General features: G+C 27.1%; 19 protein-coding genes and 1 tRNA gene. 2 read left to right on the forward strand and 18 right to left on the reverse strand.

Annotated features, from left to right (window positions below; all coding sequences use genetic code 11):
* Window positions 1-150 precede the first annotated feature (150 nt).
* From Q3304_RS01440 to polA, 9 genes are all read right to left on the reverse strand, one after another.
* On the reverse strand, window positions 151-1,095 hold the full coding sequence (locus Q3304_RS01440; protein ID WP_054269659.1) for a hypothetical protein: 945 nt from the start codon (window positions 1,093-1,095) through the stop codon (window positions 151-153).
* Between the two features lie 110 nt (window positions 1,096-1,205).
* Window positions 1,206-2,492, reverse strand: a complete 1,287-nt coding sequence (locus tag Q3304_RS01445; protein WP_407813314.1) for an SH3 domain-containing protein — start codon at window positions 2,490-2,492, stop codon at window positions 1,206-1,208.
* A gap of 131 nt (window positions 2,493-2,623) precedes the next feature.
* Complete coding sequence (locus Q3304_RS01450; RefSeq protein ID WP_054269657.1) at window positions 2,624-2,995, reverse strand: VOC family protein; 372 nt, start codon at window positions 2,993-2,995, stop codon at window positions 2,624-2,626.
* Between the two features lie 278 nt (window positions 2,996-3,273).
* A complete protein-coding gene (locus Q3304_RS01455; protein ID WP_054269656.1) occupies window positions 3,274-3,873 on the reverse strand; it encodes a hypothetical protein in 600 nt (199 codons plus the stop codon).
* Between the two features lie 200 nt (window positions 3,874-4,073).
* Window positions 4,074-4,286 (reverse strand): heavy-metal-associated domain-containing protein, encoded by a 213-nt coding sequence (locus Q3304_RS01460; RefSeq protein WP_054269655.1) that lies wholly within the window; start codon window positions 4,284-4,286, stop codon window positions 4,074-4,076.
* Window positions 4,287-4,358: 72 nt separating this feature from the next.
* Window positions 4,359-6,077, reverse strand: a complete 1,719-nt coding sequence (locus Q3304_RS01465; RefSeq protein WP_407813313.1) for an ABC transporter substrate-binding protein — start codon at window positions 6,075-6,077, stop codon at window positions 4,359-4,361.
* Window positions 6,077-6,631 (reverse strand): lytic transglycosylase domain-containing protein, encoded by a 555-nt coding sequence (locus tag Q3304_RS01470; RefSeq protein WP_054269653.1) that lies wholly within the window; start codon window positions 6,629-6,631, stop codon window positions 6,077-6,079. The genes Q3304_RS01465 and Q3304_RS01470 overlap by 1 nt, the downstream gene beginning before the upstream one ends.
* Window positions 6,624-7,226: a dephospho-CoA kinase gene (gene coaE / locus Q3304_RS01475; protein ID WP_407813312.1), complete on the reverse strand. Its 603-nt coding sequence runs from the start codon at window positions 7,224-7,226 to the stop codon at window positions 6,624-6,626. The genes Q3304_RS01470 and coaE overlap by 8 nt, the downstream gene beginning before the upstream one ends.
* Window positions 7,227-7,234: 8 nt before the next feature.
* The gene (gene polA, locus Q3304_RS01480; protein ID WP_407813311.1) at window positions 7,235-9,883 is read right to left on the reverse strand and encodes a DNA polymerase I; all 2,649 of its coding nucleotides are present in this window, start codon (window positions 9,881-9,883) and stop codon (window positions 7,235-7,237) included.
* Window positions 9,884-10,034: 151 nt separating this feature from the next.
* Here polA and Q3304_RS01485 point away from each other — a divergent pair.
* Window positions 10,035-10,122 (forward strand) — tRNA-Leu (locus Q3304_RS01485).
* Between the two features lie 142 nt (window positions 10,123-10,264).
* On the opposite strand, the gene Q3304_RS01490 is transcribed toward Q3304_RS01485, so the two are convergent.
* Window positions 10,265-11,140, reverse strand: a complete 876-nt coding sequence (locus tag Q3304_RS01490; RefSeq protein ID WP_407813310.1) for a LysR substrate-binding domain-containing protein — start codon at window positions 11,138-11,140, stop codon at window positions 10,265-10,267.
* Window positions 11,141-11,270: 130 nt separating this feature from the next.
* On the opposite strand from Q3304_RS01490, the gene Q3304_RS01495 reads away from it, so the two are divergent.
* Window positions 11,271-11,618, forward strand: coding sequence for a cupin domain-containing protein (locus Q3304_RS01495; protein ID WP_407813309.1), 348 nt, complete (start codon window positions 11,271-11,273; stop codon window positions 11,616-11,618).
* A gap of 194 nt (window positions 11,619-11,812) precedes the next feature.
* Here Q3304_RS01495 and Q3304_RS01500 read toward each other — a convergent pair whose 3' ends face one another.
* From Q3304_RS01500 to Q3304_RS01535, 8 genes are all read right to left on the reverse strand, one after another.
* A complete protein-coding gene (locus tag Q3304_RS01500) occupies window positions 11,813-12,256 on the reverse strand; it encodes a hypothetical protein (protein ID WP_407813308.1) in 444 nt (147 codons plus the stop codon).
* Between the two features lie 2 nt (window positions 12,257-12,258).
* Window positions 12,259-12,456 carry a helix-turn-helix transcriptional regulator gene (locus Q3304_RS01505; protein WP_054269647.1) on the reverse strand — a complete coding sequence of 66 codons (198 nt, stop codon included), beginning with the start codon at window positions 12,454-12,456 and terminating at the stop codon, window positions 12,259-12,261.
* Between the two features lie 154 nt (window positions 12,457-12,610).
* A complete protein-coding gene (locus Q3304_RS01510; RefSeq protein ID WP_407813307.1) occupies window positions 12,611-13,477 on the reverse strand; it encodes a GyrI-like domain-containing protein in 867 nt (288 codons plus the stop codon).
* Window positions 13,478-13,706: 229 nt separating this feature from the next.
* Window positions 13,707-14,576 (reverse strand): nitroreductase family protein, encoded by an 870-nt coding sequence (locus Q3304_RS01515; protein WP_054269645.1) that lies wholly within the window; start codon window positions 14,574-14,576, stop codon window positions 13,707-13,709.
* 502 nt (window positions 14,577-15,078) lie between these two features.
* The gene (locus Q3304_RS01520) at window positions 15,079-15,300 is read right to left on the reverse strand and encodes a hypothetical protein (protein ID WP_054269644.1); all 222 of its coding nucleotides are present in this window, start codon (window positions 15,298-15,300) and stop codon (window positions 15,079-15,081) included.
* Between the two features lie 504 nt (window positions 15,301-15,804).
* Entirely contained in the window at window positions 15,805-16,785 is a 981-nt protein-coding gene (locus Q3304_RS01525) for an SPASM domain-containing protein (RefSeq protein WP_407813306.1), read from the reverse strand.
* 155 nt (window positions 16,786-16,940) lie between these two features.
* Entirely contained in the window at window positions 16,941-17,816 is an 876-nt protein-coding gene (locus Q3304_RS01530) for a metallophosphoesterase (protein WP_407813305.1), read from the reverse strand.
* 160 nt (window positions 17,817-17,976) lie between these two features.
* Complete coding sequence (locus tag Q3304_RS01535) at window positions 17,977-18,528, reverse strand: helix-turn-helix domain-containing protein (protein WP_054269641.1); 552 nt, start codon at window positions 18,526-18,528, stop codon at window positions 17,977-17,979.
* Window positions 18,529-18,539: the final 11 nt, after the last annotated feature.

Raw genomic sequence — 18,539 nt, forward strand, 5'->3', positions numbered from 1 at the left:
AAAAATCTTAACAATTGTTAAAAAAATATCCCTATTTTTATAATTTATTTTATAAATCAATACCTTTATATTAAGTCAAAATGAGGAAAAGGATTGCTTAATTAAACAATCCTTTTCATATAGCTTTCTAAAGTCTAAATTTTCTGTATTTTATTTTATAGAATTTATAAACAGAGAGTACTCTTGCATAGATGATAAAAGTAGACTTTTACTCACACTATATTTTTCTTCATTTGCAGCTTTTGAAGCTGTATCAATTTTTTCGTTTACATTCTTTACATAATCAATCAAATTATCTTTAAATAAACGCATTTCAGAATAGTCAATCTTTTCAGCTTCTTTTGATATATTTTGTGATATTGCCTTTCTATTTGTCAAAATAGTATTATATTTTTTCATATCCACATTATTTTCATCATTTGACCAAAAACTTGATTCTTCTTTAAAGTTTGTTATTAATTTATTTAATTCATTAGATATACTCTCTATATAAGCGTAATTACTTGTGTATTCTAGAGATAACATAGGTGCATCTAGGTGTGACAAAAATGCATCTGGAAATACCTTTCTTACATTGTTTATGTGCTTTCTGACCTCATTTTCATCAAATGAAGAATATGTCTGTATTTTTTTTACACCATCCTTCTCCATAACTGAAAAAGGTATATCACTGCTGACTAATGATGTCTGTATTTTTTTCAAGTCATCATTATTATCTATTGCTGCAACTTGAATAGTATACATGTCCCATCCCTCTATAGTAGCTAATTTTACTTCTTCTGCTTCTTTAGTATTATTTACTGTTTTTTCTGGATTAGTTTCTTCTTTACCTTCTGAATTGGTTTGTGATTTAGATTTCTTTCCGTTTTTTATTGAATTTAATTCATCAGATATATCTTTATAAGTTATATCTGATGAATGATTTAGAAATGGTATTTTAGCTGATACATATTCAAGTACCTTGCTATCTTTTATTTTTGTATAAGAATAATAACCAATCAGACACAAGCAAGCAATAGTTATAACATACTTACGTAAATCAATTTTATGTCTATTATTATTAAATCCTCTGTATATCGTTTTTCTTCTATTCATTAGTTTGTCCCCCCCAAAATTATATTATTAATAAAGTATATTTTTAAGAGTCACAATTTATGAATAGAAATAATTATTTATTCTAATTTTTTAATAAGAAATTATATTCGTTAAGTAAGTCTTCTTGCTCCAAGTAATACTTTGGACCAATATGAACTAGTTAAATTATCCACTTTTACCTTATTAGGATTGGTCTGAGTACCACTACAATGGATAAACTTACTATTACCTACATATATACCTACATGATTAGTTGCTCCATCTCCATCAGTATCAAAGTAAACTAAATCTCCTGGAGCATAATTTCCCATAGAAACTGCGCTTCCAGACTTAGCTTGCTCTCTAGAAACCCTTGGAATAGAAACACCTACAGAATTTTTGAAAACATACTGTGTAAATCCAGAGCAGTCAAATTTATCAGGGCCTGATGCTCCCCATTGATATGGAATTCCAATAAGAGTATATGCAAAGTCTACTATTGTTGAACCTTTTGCTGTAGATTTATCTGAATTTCCATTAAATGACGAATTAGAATTACTGTTAGACTGAGAATTCTGATTAGGTGATGAACTAGGATTTTCTTTTGCACCTTCACTAGTCTCAGAAATATAACTAGCACTTACCCATCCAGTTGTCCCATTTGATAACTTTACTTTATACCATCCACTACTCTTAGCTTTTAATTCAACAATATCTCCAGCATTTAATTTTCCTATTATAGAATAGCTTGTCCCAGGTCCACTTCTTACATTTAAACTTACAGTAGATGTAACTTTACCATTTTTACCTTCTATTGATTCTTCACTAGATGGCTTTTTATCAGAATTATTAGTACTATTTGAATTAGAACTGTTTGAATTAGAATTATTTGTCCCAACATCTTCTGACGTTTTTGAGATATATTGGCTACTAGCCCATCCAGTAACTCCATTTGATAATTTTATTTTATACCATCCATTACTTTGTTCTAATAATTTTACTACATCTCCATTATTTGCCTTACCAACTAATGAATAGTTAGTGCCTGCGCCACTTCTTATATTCAATCTCGAACTTACATTAACCTTACCATTGCCACTTATAGTTGTACCACTTGAAGTTGAATTGCTTTGGTTTGATGTACTTTCAGATGAACCACTAGTCGATATGTATTTTGCACTTCCCCATCCAACAACAGAATTTGATACCCTTACCTTATACCATCCATTAGATTTTTCTAAAATCTCTACAGCCTTTCCTTTGTATAATTTTGCTACTTTGTCACAGTCAGCACTTGGCCCACTTCTTATATTCAAAGCGCTTGCCGTTACTACTCCTTTTTCAAGAGCACTTGCATTTATGGAACTAACTGATACTGCTACTGCTCCAATTCCTAAAGCTGCTATAGCTTTCTTCACTACTATCACTCCCCCCAACAAATTTTTATAAACATAAAGTCATAACATTATTATCCATTTTTAGTACCTATAATTTAATGATAACTTATAATATAATTAATTGTAAAGAAATTATAAATATTTCCTTAAAATTAATAATTTTTAGGAAGTATTTCAATCCAATAATTATCTGGGTCTGCTATAAAATAAATTCCCATATTTTCATTTTCGAAACATATACAGTCCAAATCTTTATGAAGTTTTTTTGCCTTATCAAATTCATCAACTTCTAAAGCCAAATGGAATTCATTATCTCCTAAATTATATACTCCATCCCAATCTCTAAGCCAAGTTAATTCTAATGTATGGCTAGTAATACCATCCCCTAAATAAACTAATATAAAACTACCATCTTCTGCCTCTTTACGCTTTACTTCTTTCAACCCTAAAGCTTTATTATAAAAATTCAGACTTTTTTCTAAGTCAGTAACATTGAAATTGTTATGGCAAAAATTAAACTTCATTTTGAAATCACCCTCCAATTTTTATTTTTTTTATATTATATCATTATTATAAATTTATTTAAATCACATTAAGTTAAAAATTTGAATAATGCTGTGTAATTCATAAATAGTAGTAAATTATTTAAGATAATATGTCAAAAAAAGAATAAGTTCTATCGAATCTACAGAAGAATTATAATCAAGTTATACTTAATCATGTAAATTGATAGAACTTACTATTTAAAATTTTTATAATAATTACCTTACCTCATTCAATTCTAACTAAACAGATTAAAATCTTAATTCTTAATCTTTTCTTTAATAATATAGTTTATCACTTTTTTTCTAATGTCTTCAGCATTATAATCATCTTCTACTTGTATATCCAAAAGTTTTGCTATAGACTTCATATCTTCCCTAGTTTTTGACCTATAACTTGCTATTAATTCATCTTTTATCTTTTCAGGTTCTAAAAGATATTCTTCATCTCCTCTTTTAAAAGCAACATACTTTTGAGCATATGAACTTCTATTATAGTATATATATCTTGATATTTTTCTTAAAATCTGATTATATGAAAGTCTCTTGTTAATATCAAGCTTTAAGTACTCTGAAAAAGCAAATAGCTCTTTTTTTGATTTAAATAAAGTTTCCTTCTTTATAGTTCTTGATATCGAATTTACACTTTCTTGATATGCACACTTTTTCAACATTTTTAAATATACTCTATTAAGACCAATACTTTGATTAAATTTTTTTATGTTATTATTGATAATCTTATCTAAATTGCCCTCAAAGTATTTTTTTGCTCCTTTTTGTGATACATAACTCTCAAGTTCTTTGTGGGCCATATCAAGTATCATTTTTTTTAAATCCTCTTTATATCCCCTAGATTCCATGATACTCCCTCCCTTAACTATTTATAGTATATTCAAAATAATTAAGAAATGTGAGTAATCACGAAAATTTTTTATTTTTTATGTATATATTAATTTAAAAGGGGAGATAATAGTAATGTAAAATCAAACATACTCAATCTCCCCCATTTTTAGACCTCTATTACTCCCCCAATAGAGGTCTTTTTTTAGTTTATTATTTTCTATTCAATTCCTTTTAGTTCAAATCCTAATTCTGCAATTACTTCTTTTAATTTTTCAGTTGATACATCATCTTTCATATCTACAGATGCACATTTGTTTTCTAAATCTACATCTAAAACTTCAACACCATCTATATCTTCTGTTAATGCAGTTTTAAGATGATTTACACAATGACCACAACTCATACCTTCTACTAATAGTTTCTTTTTCATTTAATTACCTCCTTATACCCTATAAGGGTATTTTATCATATAGTTTTGACTTTTTAAATACTAATTAATCATTTAATTTGATTCACTAGATTTTATATCTAGATTAGATATTCCCTCATATACATCAAAATCATTTGGAGTAATTTTACCTTTTAATCTACTATTACTTACAATATAGTTATTTCTGATAGCCAAACTTATAAATGTTGCGTTATTTTTTACATATGTCTGTACATCTTTGTATGCTTTCTTTGTTTCAATTTCAGATGTAGAACTTGTAAGTGTAGACATATATCCATTTAAGCTATCATCAGTATATCCACTACTTGCTATAATGCTACTTGCATCTGGTATACTTGATAGTTTCCATCCAACCAATGCTAAATCGTAGTTTTTAGAATTAAGAGCATTTTCCATGTCTTTATCTGATAACTGATTTATTGTATTGTTTATTCCTATAGCTTTTAAGTTCTCACTTATTATGTTTGCAGTTTTTAATCTTTCACTATTATCTCTATTTACTATAATTTTTAAATTCATTTCAGAAAGTCTTTTCTTTACTTCTTCTTTTTCTCTATTTTTTTTATCTTCAGCTTCCTTTTTAACTCTTTCTTCTTCCTCTTTTTTAGCTTTTGCTTCTTCTTCAGGAGTAAGTTTCTTTGTATTCTTTTTAGTTACTTTTTTTTGTTTTTTATCTACTTTATTATCATTTTGATTTACTGAATTTATATTTGCATATTCTACTTTATTAAGATACTCTATTGCTTTATCTTTATTAAATTCTAAAGCTTTCATTTCACTATCATAGTATTTTGATTTTGAATTAAGTGGAAAATTAACTGGAGTAGCATCATCCATATATCCTTCACTAATAATTCTATCTTTATTTATAGAATGTGCAATTGCTTTTCTGAAATTAACATCTTTGAAAAAAGGATTATTATAATTAAATACTATACATTCATAATCTCTACCTTGATATTTTGTTATATTAAATTCTTTCTCTTGAAACTTACTCAAATCATTCAATGTAACATTAGTTATATCACTATCAAGAGCCATAACCATAGATGTTCTTGCATCTTCATTAGGAACCATACCTACTTTTATATTCTTCATTGTCTTTGGAACTTCTTCATAATACTCTTTATTTACAGATAAAATCATTCCTTCTCTTTCTGTATATGATTCTATTTTATATTTCCCATTTCCTATCATATTATTATTTTTGTCATTTGCATCTTTTGAATCTAAATGACTTTGAGATACTATTGGAAAAATTAAACTATCAATAGAGAAAGCATATCTAGCTTTAAATTTTATCGTAAAATCTTTGTCGGATTTAATATTCACTGAAGCTATGTTTTTAGTAAATTCATTGTATGGACTATCTGCACTTTTTTGAATTAAGCCAATAGTATAATTTACATCATTTGAGGTAACAGCTTTTCCATCATGCCACTTTGCATCTTTTAACTTTATATCTATACTCATTCCATCTTGAGCTATATTATACTCTTTAACTAGTTGAGGAGTTACATTATAGTTCTCATCTATAGTAAATAAACCATCATAAACTAAATTCATTATATAACCAACAGACTTATCAGTATTCGTTATAGGATTTATAGTTTTGGGAGTTACCATTGTTAAGTTTATATACTTAGCATCTATAGAACTTTGACTTTTTAAACTTGAATCACTACTACTTTGTTTTGTTTTAGTATTACTACACCCAGCTACCATAAGAGTTATAGCTAAAACAACTGTTAAGACTTTTATTCTCTTCATTAGTTTTTTCCTTTCTTGCCATATATCTTATTATAATGTTTATAATTATTTTTCACTTTTTCTACATACTTTGAAGTTTGTTCAAAAGGTATGTCATGTAGATTTTCTCCATCTTTACTATATTCATTATTTTCTAACCACTTTTTCACATTACCTGAACCACCATTATATGCAGCTATTACTAAGTCTAATTTACCAAATTCCTTGTATAATTTATTTAAGTACCAACAACCAAGTCTTATATTAGTCTCTGGGTCAAAGATATCAACATTTTTCAACTTTAGTTCATCTGCTCCCCAATCCCTAGTTATGTCTAATAGTTGCATTAAACCCTTTGCTTCTTTTTTTGAAACAGCAGAACTATTAAACTTACTTTCAGCTTTTATAACACTGTAAACTATATTTTCATCTAAATTAAATTCCTTAGAATATTTTTCTACATATTCTGAATATTTTTTTGGATATAAAAATTTATGTATTACTTTGCTTTCCATTAATAGTGTTCCAAATAAGATTATAAAAATAGATAGAATCAATACTTTCTTACTATTCACGCCAATTCTCCTTCATGTACTCAATAAATTTGTGTGCTTTACTTTCTAATTCAGTTATTGTTCCCGAATTATCTATTATATAATCACCATATTTGGATTTTTCTTCCTGACTCATTTGTGAATTTATCCTACTAATTGCTTCTTGTTCACTACAATTATCTCTATTCTTTATTCTGTTAATTTGCACTTCTTGTTTACAAGTAACTACTAATAGCTTGTCAACCATCTCTAGAAATCCACTCTCTACCAATATAGCCGCATCCAAAATCACTATACTTTCGCCTTTTTTTCTTACTTCATCTATTTCACTCATTATTTTTTCTCTTATTCGTGGATGAGTCAAATTATTTAGCTCTCTAAGTTTTTCTTCATCGTTAAAAACGATTCTTCCAAGAGCTTTTCTATTTAATGTTTCATCATCATTTTTTACATTTTGCCCAAAACAATCAAATACTTTTTTTAATAGTATCTTATCTTCAAATATTTTTCTAGATATAATATCTGCATCCACTATAGAAATATTAAGGTTTCTGAATATATTTGATAGGCTGCTTTTTCCACAGCCTATTCCTCCTGTAAGTCCTAATATCAACATAAAATCACCTACTTTGTCTCATACCAAGAACTACCGACATTTAAATCTACATCTAAGTGAACATCCATACTTACAGCATTTTCCATTTCCTCTTTTACTATCTTCTTAACTATCTCTATTTCATCATCAATTGCTTCAACTATCAATTCATCGTGAACTTGTAGTATAAGTTTTGATTTTAAATTATTATCTTCCAATTTTTTATGAACATTTATCATTGCAATTTTTATTATATCTGCTGCACTTCCTTGTATTGGTGCATTCATCGCAAATCTTTTTCCTCTGTTTCTCTCCATAAAATTACTTGATTTTATTTCTGGTATATATCTTCTTCTGTTTAAAATTGTTACAGCATATCCATCTTCACTAGCCTTTTCTATTGTCATATCCATAAATTCTTTTATTTTATGGTATTTAGCAAAATAACTTTCAATGTACTCTTTTGCTTTTGGCACAGGTATATTTAAATCATCAGCCAATCCAAAATCACTTTTACCATATATAATCCCAAAGTTTACTGCTTTAGCTGCACCTCTCAGTTCACTAGTGACATTTTCCATAGGAACATTGAAAACTTGTGAAGCTGTCTTAGTATGAATGTCTTCATTGTGTTTAAATGCTTCTATCATATTTTCATCTTGGCTCATATGTGCAAGAACTCTAAGTTCTACCTGTGAATAATCGGCATCAACCAACTTACAATTATCATCCGCAATGAACACTTTTCTTATTTTTCTACCCATTTCCATTTTTATAGGTATATTTTGAAGATTTGGTTCTGTAGATGAAATTCTTCCTGTAGTTGTTATTGTTTGATTAAATGATGAATGAATCCTATTACTCTCTGGATTTATTATATTTAAAAGTCCTTCAACATAAGTAGAGTTTAGCTTTACTATTTGTCTATACTCAGTTATCTTATCTATTATTGGATGTTTATCCCTTAATTTTTCTAAAACATCTGCATTAGTAGAGTATCCAGTCTTAGTTTTTTTGATTATTGGAAGCTCTAATTTTTCAAATAATATGACACCTAGTTGTTTTGGTGAATTTATATTGAATGGCTCTCCAGATAATTCATAGATTTCCTTTTCTAATGTAGCTATTATTTCTTTAAACTCAACGCTCAATTCATCCAGGATACTTTTATCTACTTTTATGCCTTCATACTCCATATGCCCTAAAACTTCTACTAAAGGCATCTCTACATGATAAAAAAGACCATCCATACTCATATCTATTAGACTTCTTTCCATCATAGGCACTGTTTCTTTTACTGTGCATATTATTTGACCCATGTACTCAGCTAAATCCTCAAATTCTAAATCCTCATAGTTTTTAGATTTAACTCCTTTGCCTAATAACTCTTCTTTTGATTTAACCTTTTTTGATAAGTACTTCATAGCTATTGCACCACAATCATATGAAGTAGATGAAGTTGAATCTATTAAATACTCAGCTATTGTTATATCAAAATACATATTTTCCAAGTTTATATTATATGGTTTTAGAGATATATAATCATCTTTTAAATTATATCCATATTTTTTAATTTCGTTATTTGAAAGTATACTATCTAATTTTGTTATTTCATCTGAATCTATATAATATATTTTTTCTCCATCTACACTTATAAAAATATATATTATATTTTTTTCAAGTATATTACCTTGTCCTCTAACAGTTTTTAAAATAACTTGTCCTTTTTCCTTCACTTCATCTATAAATTTGTCTATCTCTTTCAATTTTAATATTTCTATTTTTTCTTCTACTTGCTCTGTATCATTTGAATCAACTAAATCAACCAATCTTGATAAGAGACTTGTAAATCCAAAATATCTAAATTTATCTAAAAGCTCATCTTTATCGTAATCACCAAAAATCATACTGTCTAAATTTACTTCTATTGGTACATCTCTTATAATAGTTGCTAGTCTTTTACTTTGAATAGCAAGTTCTTTATTTTCTTCTATTTTCTTTTTTACACTACCTTTAAGCTTCTCTGTATTATCTATTAAGTTCTCTATACTAGAGAACTCCTTTATAAGTTTTATACCTGTTTTTTCACCTATTCCAGGTACTCCAGGTATATTATCTGACTTATCTCCCATAAGACCTTTTAAATCTATAAACTGTGTTGGAGTCATCTCGTACTTTTCAATCACAGAATTAAAGTTGTATTCTTCTACTTCTCCAACTCCTTTTTTTGTTATAAGAGTAGTTGTATTATCTGAAGCAAGCTGAATAGCATCTTTATCTCCAGTTACTATGTATACCTTATATCCATTTTCTTCTGCCTTTTTAGAAACAGTCCCTATAATATCATCTGCTTCATAACCATCTATTTCTAATCTATTTATTTTAAATTTATCTAAAAGATCTTTTAATGGCTGTAATTGCTCTGCCAATTCATCTGGCATTCCCTTTCTTCCAGCCTTATATTCTTTATATTCTAGATGTCTAAATGTAGGTGCTTTCCTGTCAAAAGCTACACTTATATGTGTTGGTTTATATATATCAATCATTTTAAATAGCATTGTTGTAAAACCATATATAGCATTGGTCTTTAGACCTTCTTTATTATTCATTTCTGGAAGAGCATAAAAAGCCCTATTTATTATTGAATTTCCATCTATTATAATTAATTTTTTTTCCAAATTATATCACTCCTAAAAATTATCTATTTTTCTAACATATATATTATATACCAATATACTGTTATTTAATATTCCCATAATAATAATAGTATATTAAAATTAAATATGTTGCAAACAATATATTTTTTTGCTATAATAATATACATGACATGCCCGAGTGGTGGAATTGGTAGACGCAGTGGACTCAAAATCCACCGGACTAATACTCCGTGCCGGTTCGAGTCCGGCCTCGGGCACCATTAAGAACTCCTAAAGCTATTTATTCAATAGATTAGGGGCTTTTTTATTTTTTGACATCATAATTTTATATTGATACTTATTGAATTTTAAATTACTTTATTAACCAAAATACATTAATATATTAAATAGTTTTAAAATAATCTAGTATGTTTCTTTAACTATAGAAATAAAATCACAAAGATTCTTAGAAAGCCACTTATCTTTATGGTAGATTAATTGTGAATAAATATTATAGTTGGTATTAAATGGAACCTTAATCAACTCATGTTTTTCTAATTCCTTCTCCACTGCAAGCTCTGGAAGAAGACACAATCCAAGTCCACTAAGTACTGTTTGTTTAATTACCTGAATGCTTCCAGTTTCAAGAACTATTTTAGGTACTATAGATAATTCAGACAGCTCTTTTTCAAACAAACTTCTATAACAACAACTCTTTCCTGTCAAAATGAATGGAATATTTTGAAAGTCCTGAATATACACCTTTTCTTTTAAGGCTACATCACTTTCTGGAACTGATAATACACAAATAGGCTCCTCATTTTTTAATACAGAAATAGCAGATTTATCATTTATAGGTAAATCAAGTATAAATGCTATATCAATAGTATTATCTGCAAGTAAAGGAACAAAATCAGAAGAATCTAGAGTTTTTATAAAAAGGTCAACATCTGGATATTTCTCTTTATATATTTTTATAATCTCAGGTAACTTAAAAATACAAATAGATTCTGATGCTCCAATAACAATACGCCCATAATTATCTTTCTCTTTATACATTTTTTCTATATCTGATGATAATAAAAGCATCTTTTCAGCATATGGAAGCAACTTCTCACCTTCTCTAGTCAATGCTACACTTTTTCCTATACGCTCAAAGAGACGTACATCCAATTCTTTTTCTAATTGTTGTATATGAGCTGTAATATTTGATTGTGCATAGTTCAAATATTCAGCAGTTTTAGTAAAATTTTTAATTTTACTAAGTATTAAAAATGTATTCAAATGTTTTAATTCCATATCTATTCCTCCATATTATCTAAATATGAGATTGATACAATCAAATCAATCTATTTCACAAATAATAAGTTTGATGTTAACATACAGGTATAGTAAAAGTCAAACAAAATAAAATTTAAAGGAGACTCTAATGTTATCAAAAACTAATATAATTGAAGAAGTAAATAATATTGAACAACTGTATGTATACAAAAAATTAGGAAAGGTAAATAATAACATATTAAGTGTTGTACAAGTAGCAAACAGAAGTCTAGATTTTCATGTTCATGAAAAATCAGACGAATTGTTTTATGTAATAGAAGGAAAATTTAATTTAGAAACTTTAGAGGGGTTGACAGAAGTTAAAGAAGGAGAATTTATCATTGTTCCTCAAAATACAATACATAGACCAGTAGTTAAAAAACTTACAAAATTTCTAATGATTGAATTAGAAGGAACTCTTAATAAAGAAAATAGTGGTGATTTATACGAAGATTAATCTATTTTATAATATCTAAAAGTCATTCATAAGTAAGTATACTATAGTAATTATCTTTAAAACATATAGAGTTCCATATAAAAAAGCCACAATACATAATACTTGTGGCTTTAAGAATTTATACAATTATATAAATTCATCTCCTAATATAAACTTTAAAGCTAATTTACTTTTATATAATTTTATACTTAGTATTATAACCTTTTATCTAATTTATTATATACAACAACCCCACAAATAAATTGAAATAAAATAAGCAATCCAAGAACAATTAAAACCCACTTACTTATTATCATTACAGAGAATACTCTCAATACAGAAACAATAACTATAAGAATTACGAAAATATAAGACATGATTTGGTTAGTAATTCGTCCAGATTTATCACGTAACATAATTCTTCTTTCATCATTCATCTCTATTCTTTGATTCTCTAGCCTTTCTTCATATTCTACAGATTTTTCTGGCTTACTCCAATATATATATTGAAAAATCATACATACCCCAGGCCCTAAAGCAGCTCCAGATAATCCCCAAATTAAAGCCTCAAATGAAAACTCTGTAAATATAGCCAATAAAACAAGTAGAATTCCACAAACAAAATATCCAATTCCAATGTATAATCTGCTCTTTTTCATTTTTACTCCTCCTCATAAATAAATATTTCTTCAATATTCATATCAAAATATCTTGCTATCTTAAAAGCTAATATGATAGAAGGATTATATCTACCATTTTCTAATGAACCTATAGTTTGTCTTGATACTTGCAAGGCAGATGCTAGTTCTTCTTGTCTTATACCTCTCTTTTTTCTTATTTCTTCTAATCTATTTTTCACCTTTTTCTCCTTTAATATCTCATTAATGTAAAGTCTACTTTCCATAATTATACAACTATTTTTCTCTTATGTAAAGTTTACTTTCCATTTATTCAAAAAAATTAACAGACCTTTTTAAGTCTGCAATTTTAAAATATTATGTTATTAATTAACTTTAATGTTGTTTCCTAATTGGAATCCAAACTTCTGTAGTATAATTAGGAGCATTGACATTACCATTAGGATAAAGTTCAATATCTGGCAAATTAGCATATGCATATCCAGAGCTTGGTAACCATTCAGTAATAATTCTTTTTTGTAATTCTTGTATTGCCAAAGCATTTGGCATTGGAGATACACATTCAAATACTGCCCATGTACCTGATGGTATATAGTATTCATATGTATTTTCTAATACAGACTTATCTGTTGGAGCAGCAATATAGTAATCTAAATTTTTACCATTAGTACATACACTAACTCCTAGCAATCCTTGAGGCTCGTTATTTATCAATTCTGAAAGTTTATCAATTGTTCCATTTTTTATGGATTTAGCCCACAACTTAGGAACTTTATCAAAACACTCTTCTACAATCATATTCATACTTTCTTTTATACCAACAATACGAAATCCTTTCTTTTCTACAATACGATATTGCATTTCTACATTCCCTTTTACATAAATACTCAGTGTCATCTTAGGATATGCTTTTAAAACAACTCCCTTTGCCCTAGCTGCCGACGGAGAAATGCCATGTATATTTTGAAAAGCTCTATTAAAAGATGTTGGTGAATCATAACCATATTTCTCTGATAGTTCTAAAATTTTAATGTTACTATTCTGTAGTTCAAATGCCGCTTTAGTCATACGTCTTCGTCTAATATATTCAGATAATGGTACATCTGCAATATATGAAAACATTCGTTGAAAATGAAAGGTTGAACAACATGCGATTTTTGCTGCTTCTGCATAATCTACTCCCCTTTCAAGATTATCTTCAATATAAGTAATAGCTTGATTTAATTTATTTATCCATTCCATTTGATATTACCTCCAAGCAAATTATACAATCTAATAAAATAATATACCTCTCTATTCATGCACAAAATTGTAAGCATTTAAATTCACAGGTATTTTTTTATTCATAGCTATAATGAATAAAAAAGTTGTATTACACAATAAAAAAGTTCAATAACATTATATTATAGAATGTTATTGAACTTTTTATAAAAATTAATTTAAGTGTAGTTAAATTAAGTATTAAATTATCTTATATATTACAGTATCCAACTATTTTATAATCTTCTGGTACTTTGTAATCTTTGTCTGGAGTACCTAAATTCCACTTCAATTCAAACATAGTTGCACTTATTATTGTTGCAAAGTAAAGCATAACAATACCCACATCTATTTTTTCTTCATATAGACTAGTATGACCATCTTTTCTAACAGCTAAAACTACAACTCCTCCATCAACTATAAATCTCCATGGCTGTCTGTTTAGTGTAGATGGTGCTAATCTTGCATAGTGGAATGCCTCAAGAAGTGCTCTTTCTTCTAATACTTCTATACTTGCATCATTTCCCCATTCATCCATGTAAACTACATCTTCTACACCAAGTCTAGAAGAACCATTGTCTAATACAACTTGCATATCAGATTTTGAATAATTTTCGCCAGTCTTTGTAGCGTTTAGTACTTTAGTATTACTTACATTTTCGCCATATCCAATTGCTATAATTCCTGTTACTTCTTTATCTGAATCAATTCCAAGTTTCTCTCTTACTTTTTTGCCATCTTCAAAAGTAACCCAACAAGAGCCTATTCCAAGTTCTGTCACTTTAAAGATTATACTTTCTCCTATGTATCCTGAATTTTCAATATAGTTATCTTTTACATCAGATAATATGATAATATAACTTGGAGCATCTATCATATTTCCCTTATATCCTGCCACTTTATCTAAATTGTCAAAAACTTCATTTCTATTCATAATTCTTATGTCAACATCTATTTCTGGAACTAGTTTCTTGCAAGATTCTGAGTATTTCTTAATGTCACTAAGATATTCCTCTTTAATATCTGTGTTCTTGTACTCTCTAACAGACTTTCTATTTAATATGATTGTTTTATAATTCATAATTTTATCCTCCCCAAACTAGTATATTATTAATTATATACCCATTAATATGATATTTTACTCATTTACTTAACAAATAATAATTACAATTTTGTAATCATTATTTATTAATAATATTCCACTTTTACATTAATAATGACCAGTTGCGCAAAATCCATTGCCAACCTTCAAATAAACACATATTATAAAGGTAATATAAAATAAACAAACAAATCTTAACAAAAAATTAAACTTTTTTTACACGAAAGAAGGCTTCCCGTTGCCTTCTTTATTTTTGCAAAAAATAAGCTGTTCCTAAAATGATTTCACATTTTGAAACAGCCAAGTTATTTTATAATGACAACTATAATTTGAGGATGTGAGGGAGAGTTGTCATTATAAATTTAGGGTAATTATATTATGTTTTAAGCTAGTTCTTTCTATATTTATATAATACATTTTATATGTGAATTTTATATGAGATTTGTATAAATGATATATGAAATTACGTATATTTATTATATTAAATCTTATTATTGCATTTTCCACAACAATACTCATATGTCTCCACATTATTTGGAATATTTACAAATACAAATTCTTTACAGTTCTCACAATACTTCAATATAGATATAGTTCCACAAGTGTAACATTCAAATGTCACACAATCCTCATTTTCCTCTACTATCTCAAACTTTTTACTGTGTTCACCACACTCTGGGCACTTGTGATTATTTACATTCATAAATACTCCTCCTTATTAATATAGTTAAAAACATGTCAGAAACTTAATTATTGTGTTCTATATTACTTAGTATATATTCTATAATAAATCATATTCTAATATAATAAAACAAATTAAATAAAAAAAAACCATAAATTTAAAATTTATGGATTAATTCTTGTAATGATAACTCTATTTGAGGATGTGAGGGAGGGTTATCATTACAATAGGGTATTATATTATGGTTTTTAAGCTAGTCTTTCTATACTCTATATAATACATATGCTATATGAATTTTATATGATTTTTACATAAATATTTTATGAAATTTAAATTTTTTAGTCATTTTAAAATTTGTAAAAAGTTCTCTAAAAATCCATAACATCATAAATAACCAGCATTTAAGTAAAAAATCATAAAAAAATTTATCCAATAATTTTAACAAGTTATATCACCTCATTATAATTATTGACATAAAATTAAATAAACAGTCTATAAAACTCTTATAAAATATACTTTTAGTACTTATTGATACACAATCTCTAATTTATCAATCTTATCTTGCATCTCTAAGAAAATCTCTTCAACCGAATTGTTAAATATATTACCTAAATAGATTCTTTTATCTTTTTGAAGTGAATAAGATTTTACACTACCATCAGAAGAAATGTACAAATGACTCCATTCTGCACCATATTTTGAAAATCTTTCTTTTGTATCTTTAAATCTCATATCTTCTATCTTTATTGCTTTTCCCCTATCCTCTCTTACTACTGTATGCCCTCTTTTTATCAGACTAGTTATTTTTATATCTTCTTTTAATCTAACATGTGCATTATCATTCTTTGAATATACTTTCCAGATTACTTTATGACGATAATCATCTAATTCTTTTATCAATCCTCTATCAATAGTAAAGCTCTCCTTAGTTACCACAATCAAATCAAAATAGTCTAGCATATATTGAAATATTTCTCTCATATTTTTATTTTTTAAAATATCTTCCCCAATAACTTCTATAAATCTACAACCCTTTTCATGCATACACTTTAATAAACTTATGATTTCAGAAAAATATTTACTTGTACTATTGTCACCATCCATCTCTATCGTAAAATATAAAGGAGTAAGATATACTTTATTTCCTGTTATCTCAAAAACACTTGATAATGGTTGTACTTCATCTTCAAAAGTTAAATATACGTTCTCATAAAACCTAAAGAATTCTATAACATTTTCTTTCATATTAAGTATATTTCTATATCTGTTGGATAATATATTTATTACATCTTCAGTGGTGTTTTTCCCATCACATTCTGCCAATACGACAATTTGATTCCAAGTTAAGCTATCCACATTTCCTATGCTTTTTTCATATCCATTTTCTTCATCATAAATTGGTCCAATTATAAGGTTCTCCTTTGGCCACATATGAACCCTGGTTCCATCTTTTAGTTTTGGATATTTATTTCTTACAGATTCATAAAATCTACTTATATCACACATGATTCTTCTATCCCCCCATATTTTAAACATTCTATGCTAAAAATAGCACTTTATTTTTATTAATTCAACATTTATTCAAAATTGGTCATCGTACATGTTTAACTGGATTTAACATCAACTTTATCTATATGTTATTGATGCTTATATACAAATTCTTATTCATTAGATTTCAACATAATTTTGACTATTTCTGGTTTACAATTAAGTCTAATTAGAACTTTTGAGCCTCCCAAGCCTTTATTTAAAATCATAGTACTATTATCTTTTTCATATTTGCCCCAGTCATACTTAGGAAAAAATTCTCTATTTGGAGATAATACACCTCCAATAAAAGGTATCCTTATTATGCCACCATGAACATGTCCAGCTAAAATTAAATCTGCTCCCCATTTTGCATATTTTTCAAAGAAAAATGGTGTATGAGCTAAAAGTATATTATACTCATTTTCATTTATCTTACCTAAATTATCCTCTATAAAATTGTCACTTAATTCTAACTTTTTATTATTGCCAAAAAAATATGGATAGCACTCTAATGGTATAATTAAACCATATAAATTAAGATGACTATCTCCTCTATCGATTCTTACAGACTCATTTTCCATGTTTATTATTTTTTTTGAATATAACTTTTTAAAATAGTCTTTATATAAATGCTTGTACTTTTTTATCAAAGATTTTTGTTCATGATTTCCAATTATATGATATACTTCATATTTTTCTACTAGATTGTCTATTAAATCTAGTGCAACTTGAAAATTTTTATTTTCTCCATCAACTAAATCTCCTGTTATAAACACAGCATCTGGATTTAAGGAATCAATTTTATCTATCAATACCTTATTATTTTTTTTATCAAACACCTTATTATGTAAATCACTTACTTGAACTATTTTAAAATCATCAAACTCTTTTGGAATTTTTTCATTAAAAATAGTATATTCTGTCGTTTCTATATGCTGAGTTTCATATTTATACAGAATATACAATACCACTAATACTAATACTGTCAATAAAACCTTTATAATCATATTATCTTCCTCTTTATTCTATTTTGTTAATATTATTATAATGCTTTTATGTTTTTTTTTAAACAGTAACATTAATACATATATATTTTTTCCAATATTATAAAAACAAGTCATCCTTTTCTAAAATTATAATTTATTTTAGAAAAGGATAACTATAAAATTATCTATAAACTTCTATATTATGAAATATAGTTTTTCCTTTATTTAAATTTTTATATATATGCTCTAAGGTTCCATCAAATCTAATAGAATGTCCAGACTCCAAAATATAAGTTTTTCCATCAACATTAAGGTCAAGTTTTCCTTCTATTACAAGTACATACTCTTCTAAAACATGACTGTGTGTAGACGAAACATGAGTACAATTCTCTTCAAGTTCAATTATGAAGAGTTCAAACCTCCTCTGAGGGCTGAAAGGATATATTGGATATAACTTCATATTCCCTTTCTGTTCAATAATAGGTTCTACCTCTTCTTTTTTTATGACTTCATAAGTATTTGTGTTTTCACTTAATAGTGTTGTAAAATTTATTTTAAATCCAGATGAAATTTTCCATAAGGTAGATACTGTTGGGCTAGATTCCCCTCTCTCAATTTGACCAAGCATTGCTTTACTGACACCTGTCATCTTTGAAGCTTTATCTAAACTTATGCCCATTTCTTGTCTTAATAACCTTAAATTTTCTCCCACATTAGGAAATTTATTATCCATGTTAAAATCCT

This window comes from Clostridioides sp. GD02377, from assembly GCF_045899875.1.
Taxonomy (GTDB): Bacteria; Bacillota; Clostridia; order Peptostreptococcales; family Peptostreptococcaceae; genus Clostridioides; species Clostridioides difficile_A.

What these genes read in the sequence shown, in the direction of transcription:
- Q3304_RS01440 (WP_054269659.1), bottom strand. Translation starts at nt 1,095, where the DNA reads ATGAATAGAAGAAAAACGATATACAGAGGATTTAATAATAATAGACAT.
- Q3304_RS01450 (WP_054269657.1), bottom strand. Translation starts at nt 2,995, where the DNA reads ATGAAGTTTAATTTTTGCCATAACAATTTCAATGTTACTGACTTAGAA.
- Q3304_RS01455 (WP_054269656.1), bottom strand. Translation starts at nt 3,873, where the DNA reads ATGGAATCTAGGGGATATAAAGAGGATTTAAAAAAAATGATACTTGAT.
- Q3304_RS01460 (WP_054269655.1), bottom strand. Translation starts at nt 4,286, where the DNA reads ATGAAAAAGAAACTATTAGTAGAAGGTATGAGTTGTGGTCATTGTGTA.
- Q3304_RS01465 (WP_407813313.1), bottom strand. Translation starts at nt 6,077, where the DNA reads ATGAAGAGAATAAAAGTCTTAACAGTTGTTTTAGCTATAACTCTTATG.
- coaE (WP_407813312.1), bottom strand. Translation starts at nt 7,226, where the DNA reads ATGTTGATATTAGGACTTACAGGAGGAATAGGCTGTGGAAAAAGCAGC.
- Q3304_RS01490 (WP_407813310.1), bottom strand. Translation starts at nt 11,140, where the DNA reads ATGGAATTAAAACATTTGAATACATTTTTAATACTTAGTAAAATTAAA.
- Q3304_RS01495 (WP_407813309.1), top strand. Translation starts at nt 11,271, where the DNA reads ATGTTATCAAAAACTAATATAATTGAAGAAGTAAATAATATTGAACAA.
- Q3304_RS01500 (WP_407813308.1), bottom strand. Translation starts at nt 12,256, where the DNA reads ATGAAAAAGAGCAGATTATACATTGGAATTGGATATTTTGTTTGTGGA.
- Q3304_RS01510 (WP_407813307.1), bottom strand. Translation starts at nt 13,477, where the DNA reads ATGGAATGGATAAATAAATTAAATCAAGCTATTACTTATATTGAAGAT.
- Q3304_RS01515 (WP_054269645.1), bottom strand. Translation starts at nt 14,576, where the DNA reads ATGAATTATAAAACAATCATATTAAATAGAAAGTCTGTTAGAGAGTAC.
- Q3304_RS01520 (WP_054269644.1), bottom strand. Translation starts at nt 15,300, where the DNA reads ATGAATGTAAATAATCACAAGTGCCCAGAGTGTGGTGAACACAGTAAA.
- Q3304_RS01525 (WP_407813306.1), bottom strand. Translation starts at nt 16,785, where the DNA reads ATGTGTGATATAAGTAGATTTTATGAATCTGTAAGAAATAAATATCCA.
- Q3304_RS01530 (WP_407813305.1), bottom strand. Translation starts at nt 17,816, where the DNA reads ATGATTATAAAGGTTTTATTGACAGTATTAGTATTAGTGGTATTGTAT.
- Q3304_RS01535 (WP_054269641.1), bottom strand. Translation starts at nt 18,528, where the DNA reads ATGGATAATAAATTTCCTAATGTGGGAGAAAATTTAAGGTTATTAAGA.